Genomic DNA, 5,431 nt, shown 5'->3' on the forward strand with positions numbered 1-5,431 from the left:
GCGCATGCGACCTCGCCTCCGGAAGACGTTGTGGCTCTCCGGTTTCGCCGCTGCGCTCTTTCAGACGGGCGTCTTGCTCGCCGGCACGGTCCTTGTCGACGCCGGTCGCGGCAACGTCCTCGTGCGCGTGCCCGACGGCGGATCGCCCCCCTTTCCCCTCGTCGTCTTTCTGCACGGCTACAACTCCAACGCGCAGGAGTCCGAGTCGTTCTTCGCCTTCGGCGACGAGGTCGAAGCGGCCGGCATGCTCTACGCCACGCCGAACGGTACTCAGGATCTCCTCGCTCTGCGCTTCTGGAACGCTACCGACGCCTGTTGCGACTTCTTCGGTTCCGGCGTCGATGACTCGACGTATCTCGTGAACCTGGTCGCCGCCATCGACAGCGCGGTCGGTGTCGATCCGCGCCGCCGATTCTTCGTCGGCCATTCGAATGGTGGCTTCATGTCGTATCGCATGGCTTGCGATCACGCTGACGAAGTTGCCGCTGTCGTCTCGATCGCCGGCGCCACATTCGACGTGGCAGGCGACTGCGTACCGGTCCGCTCCGTGTCGACGCTCGAGATCCACGGCACGTCGGACACGGTGATCCAGTACGGCGGCGGAGCTCTGCCGGGGGCCGACGGCCCCTATCCCGGCGCCACGGAGACCGCGGCAAGCTGGGCCGCATACAACGGCTGCGAGAGCTGGTCCGTGGCGCTCGACCCGTTCGACGGCCTCGATGGTCTCCCGGGCGACGAGACCGGCGTCGAGCGCTACGCCTCCGGCTGCAGCGGCGCTGTCACCGAACTGTGGACCGTCAACGGCGGCGAGCATTCACCGGCGATCAACGACACACTCCGTGATCGGGTGATCGCCTTTCTCGTCGACGCCGGCAACCGCGTCTTTCAGGACGGCTTCGAGACCGGCCTCACCTCCGCCTGGAGCGGCTCCGTCGGCGAGATCTGACTCCGGCTCTCTCACCAGCGTCCGCGGCGCGGCTGGTGCTCGCAGGGCGCCGCAGCTCCATTCACAGAGGCCCCCCATGAGGAGATGCGCCCGCGGGAGCCTGTCGCGAGAGGCCAGCGATCCGGCCCGCGACTCACCGCCCGGATTCGCGGCGGTCCTGCGTTGTATCTGGACAGGAGGACCTCATGCCCGGATCCCGCAAGTCCAGCGCCATGTCCCGTTGGCTCGTCATCGCCCTTGCCGCGCTCGCCGCCCTCGCGCCGCTTCCTTCCCGCGCCGACGGTGAGCTCGATCCGGGCTTCGGCACCGGCGGTCGCACGCTGGTCGACACCGGCTTCGGTCAGGACTTCCCCCTCGGCCTCGATCTGACCCCTGGAGACGGACACCTGGTCGTGACCGGTTACAACCTGTTCATCACGTTCCAGGGCGTGCGCACCGAGCTCGACGCCGACGGTGCGCTCGTCACGTCCACCGTGGTGCCGGGCACCGACGCGGTCTGGGACGCGGTCTGGAACGACCAGGGGGACGGGTTCCTGGGCGGTTGGCAGGGGACGAGCGTCGTCCTCACCGGGCCGCCGGCCTGGGGCCCGCAGTGGGTCCTGGGTCCCTTTACCGGCTTCGACGTCCCGCGGCTCGCGATGGGAGCACGGGAGCCGCCGTTCGGGTACGTACGCGGCCCCTACGCAGGTTGGACGGTGGCGGGCAACTGGCTCATCGTCCGTACCGTCTTCGATTTCGTGAACTGGAACGACTGGGTCTTCGATCCGGACTGGCTGGGGCCCACCATCGGCTTCGACCTCGGCGAGGACAACCGGGATGTCCTCGCCGACCTCGCCGTCTTCGAACTTGGAGGCGCCGAGCGGGTCGTGGTCGCGGGCTGGGCCCGCTCGGGCGCGATCGGCCCGTCCGACTCCGAGTTCGCCGTCGCGCGGATCGACGCCATCGGGCAACTGGACGCGACGTTCGGGGACCTGGGTCGCCTGAGCTTCGCGGTGAACTTCGACTCCAGCGGCCGCGACGAGCCACGCGCGGTCGCCGTTCGACCGGACGGCTGGATCGCCCTGGCCGGCTTCTCGGGCGCTTCAGAAAACGTCTCCGCCGGCGTCGTCGCCCTGGTGCCGCCCGACGGCGCCCTGGCCGGCGTCGAGACCGCCACCTTTCGGCTCGGCGGACATCCGACGAGCTTTCGGGACGTGTCGTTGATCGGCGACCGGATCTTCGTCACGGGCCGAATCTGGGACGGCACGGAGTCGGACATCGTCGTAGCCCGCCTGCGGCGCGATCTCACGCTCGACCCGGAATTCGCGACCGGCGGCTGGGTGCGGGTCGACGCCAGCGGCACCCACGAGAACGACCAGGCGCTGACGCTCGTACTCCAGAACGGCCTCCCGGTGGTGGCGGGCGAGGTCGCCTCTGCCAACTTCGGCGCCTTCGCCGTCGTGCGGCTGATCTCCGCGCTGCTCTTCTCCGACGGTTTCGAAGGCGGCACGACCGCTCTCTGGACGGCAACGAACCCCTAGCCTCGTCGGCGACGGCGGCTCGCCGATGCCACGGGTTTCAGGAAGGAGTAACCTTAGGGTTCGAGGATTCGCCAATGCGCTTCGCCTCCCTAGCCGTGTTGCTGCTGCTCTCTCTGGGCTGCGGCGACGAATCGCCCGGCACGCCGGCGGCGGAATCGCCGCACGTCGCGACGCCGTCCGACAAGGCACCGCCTGGCCCCGAACCCGCGGCGCCACCGAACCCGCTGTCGGGAGCCGCCGCGAAGCCGGTGGCGGACGCGACGACTCCGTCGCTGCCACCCGCGCCGATCGCTCCGATCGCTCCGGTGGCGGAGACTCGCCGCGACGCGACGCCGTCCGGCACGGCACTGAGCGCCGCGGAACAGCCGACCCTCCCGCAGGCTGAGGCGAAACCCGTGGTGCCGGCGAGGTCACGACCCGAGCCTTCGCCATCTCCGGCAGCCGAGGCGGCACCTGACGCAGCTCCTGAGGCGGGCCGGCCCAAGCCAACCGAAGTTCCCGCGGCGGCGCCTGTCGCCGAGCCCCTTGCGCCGGCGGCGCCGGAGCCCGTGGCCGCACCGCCAAGCGCTCCGCGCGCCGACCTCCCGGCACCGCCCGCCGCAGCCGTCCCGGAGATGGACTTGAAGGCCCTCGAGGATCAACTCCGGCAGACGAAGGCCATCGGCTTCATGACCAAGCTCACCCTCAAGGGCCAGGTCGACGATCTGCTGGGTCGGTTCCGTGACCACTACCGCGGCAAGACGAAAGAGTCGATGAAGGACCTTCGCCGCGCCTACGACCTCCTGATGATGAAGGTGCTTTCGCTGATCCAGGACGCGGATCAGCGGCTCGCCTCGGCTATCGTGGCGTCGCGCGAAGCGATCTGGGGTCTGCTCGCGGACCCGGTGAAGTTCGAAACCCTGCAAGGATGAACACGGGAGAGACCATGAAACGACTCCATCTGGCATGGGCAGGATCGCTGATCGTGGCGGCGTCTTTCGCCGTTCCGTCGATGGCCGCCGACGACGAAGAGCTCAAGAAGGACTTGACGGCGGTGATCGCCCTCAACGGTCTGCCGTGCGGCAAGGTCATCGCCGTCAAGGTACTGGCCGAGAACGACTACGCCGCCTCGTGCGAGGACGGAAACAGGTACCACGTCTTCATGAACGAAGCGGGCCGGGTGGTGGTGGAAAAGTCGAAATAGGTATCCGGAAGCGCTCCGCGCTCCATGCCTACCCCTCGAGCGCTTCGGTCGTCCTTCGATCGTAGTCTCGCCGCGCCGCTTCCACCGCTTCGACGTGGGCCTCCACCCAGGTCCAGATGCCGCAAACGGCTTCGCCCAACCCCCGGCCGAGCGGGGTGAGGCGATAGTCGACGCGTGGCGGGACGACGGCGTGGACCTTGCGCGTGACCAGCCCGTCACGCTCGAGCTGACGCACGGTCTTGGTCAGCATCTTCTGGCTGATGCCGCCGACCCGTGTGCGCAGCTCAGTGAAGCGCAGGACGCCCGGCGCGTCGAGAGCCTCGAGAACCTCGAGCGTCCATTGATCGGCGACCCGGCCCAACATCTGCCGGACGAGGGCCTCGCGGCGAGGGTCCAGCGGTTGAGGTTCGATCCCGCCTGCGCAGGTGGATTCGCCAGGGAGGTTCTTTGCGGTCACCGCAATGAAAGTATGGCACTTTCGGGTGCCTACTTCCCATGGGAGAGTGAAGCACCTATCTTCTGCAATCATGAACCCAACACCCAAGCCACAGCCGCTCCCACGCTCCCTCGGCGACTCCGGCCCCGCCGTCTTTCCTTTGGGCCTCGGCTGCATGGGAATGTCCGATTTCTATGGGCCAGCGGATCGTGCCGAGAGTCTGGCGACGATCCGGACCGCTCTTGATTCCGGCATCGAGCTCCTCGACACCGGCGACTACTACGGGATGGGGCACAACGAGTTGCTGGTCTCCGAGGCGCTGCGCGCCGTGCCGCGGGAGCGCGTTCAGATCAGCGTCAAGTTCGGTGCACTGCGCGACCCGGCGGGCAACTGGCTCGGCTACGACGGCCGGCCGGCGGCGGTGCGGAACTTCGTCGCCTACTCGCTCCGCCGCCTGGGAACCGACCACATCGACATCTATCGCCTGGGTCGCGTCGACCCCGCTGTTCCGATCGAGGAGACGGTCGGGGCGATCGCGCGACTGATCGAAGAGGGGTACGTGCGCCACGTCGGCCTTTCCGAGGCTGGCGCCGAGACCGTGCGCCGAGCCTGCGCGACGCATCCGGTGGCGGATCTGCAGATCGAGTACTCGCTGGTCTCTCGCGGCATCGAAGCCGACATCCTCCCCACCTGCCGCGAGCTGGGAGTCGCGATCACCGCTTACGGCGTGCTGTCGCGCGGGCTGCTCTCGGGGCACTGGTCCGGCGACCGCGAGAGTCGGGCGGGGGACTTCCGCAACTACCTGCCGCGCTTCTCCGGCGAAAACCTCCAACACAACCTGGGGCGGGTCGAGCGCCTCCGCGCCCTCGCGGCGGCGCGCGGCGCGACGCCGGCGCAGCTCGCGATCGCCTGGGTTCTGGCGCGTGGGAGCGACATCGTGCCCATCCTGGGCTCGAGGACGCGTCTGCAGCTCGAGGAGGCTCTCGGCGCGCTGGCGATCGAGCTCGGCGCCGACGAGATGCAGGAGATCGAAGCGGCGCTACCCGCGGACACCCTCGCCGGGGAGCGCTATCCCCCGGCGCTGATGAAGTATCTCGACAGCGAGCGCCAGGCGTGACGAACTCGCCGCTGCTGCCCTGCGGGCCTTGACGGGCAGGCCCTGCCGATTCAGTTGCCGGCGACTCCGACACGGGGCGATCCGGAGCCCGTCGCACGCACGGCAACCCCCTTGATCATCAGCCAGAGCGCGAACGCCAGCTCGAACACGAGCATCGGCATCCAGACGTACATCGTCGCCGCTCCTGCGAGAACGCCTCCGAGCCGCGCCGGCAGCGCGACGACGAGGA

At 68.8% G+C, this 5,431-nt stretch carries 6 protein-coding genes; 5 read left to right on the top strand and 1 reads right to left on the bottom strand.

The window, feature by feature from the left end:
- The 4 genes from KBI44_21310 to KBI44_21325 form a co-directional block, all read left to right on the top strand.
- The coding region (locus KBI44_21310; protein ID MBP9147024.1) for a hypothetical protein at positions 1-946 on the top strand (946 nt) is incomplete at its 5' end.
- Positions 947-1,131: 185 nt separating this feature from the next.
- The gene (locus KBI44_21315) at positions 1,132-2,466 is read left to right on the top strand and encodes a hypothetical protein (GenBank protein MBP9147025.1); all 1,335 of its coding nucleotides are present in this window, start codon (positions 1,132-1,134) and stop codon (positions 2,464-2,466) included.
- 74 nt (positions 2,467-2,540) lie between these two features.
- Positions 2,541-3,377 (top strand): hypothetical protein, encoded by an 837-nt coding sequence (locus KBI44_21320; protein ID MBP9147026.1) that lies wholly within the window; start codon positions 2,541-2,543, stop codon positions 3,375-3,377.
- Between the two features lie 14 nt (positions 3,378-3,391).
- A complete protein-coding gene (locus KBI44_21325) occupies positions 3,392-3,649 on the top strand; it encodes a hypothetical protein (protein ID MBP9147027.1) in 258 nt (85 codons plus the stop codon).
- 28 nt (positions 3,650-3,677) lie between these two features.
- On the opposite strand, the gene KBI44_21330 is transcribed toward KBI44_21325, so the two are convergent.
- A complete protein-coding gene (locus tag KBI44_21330) occupies positions 3,678-4,178 on the bottom strand; it encodes a helix-turn-helix transcriptional regulator (protein ID MBP9147028.1) in 501 nt (166 codons plus the stop codon).
- Here KBI44_21330 and KBI44_21335 point away from each other — a divergent pair.
- Positions 4,177-5,202, top strand: a complete 1,026-nt coding sequence (locus tag KBI44_21335) for an aldo/keto reductase (protein MBP9147029.1) — start codon at positions 4,177-4,179, stop codon at positions 5,200-5,202. The two genes, KBI44_21330 and KBI44_21335, sit on opposite strands and share 2 nt — an antisense overlap.
- The last annotated feature ends 229 nt before the right edge of the window (positions 5,203-5,431 follow it).

The sequence above is a fragment of the Thermoanaerobaculia bacterium genome (genome assembly GCA_018057705.1).
GTDB lineage: Bacteria > Acidobacteriota > Thermoanaerobaculia > Multivoradales > JAGPDF01 > JAGPDF01.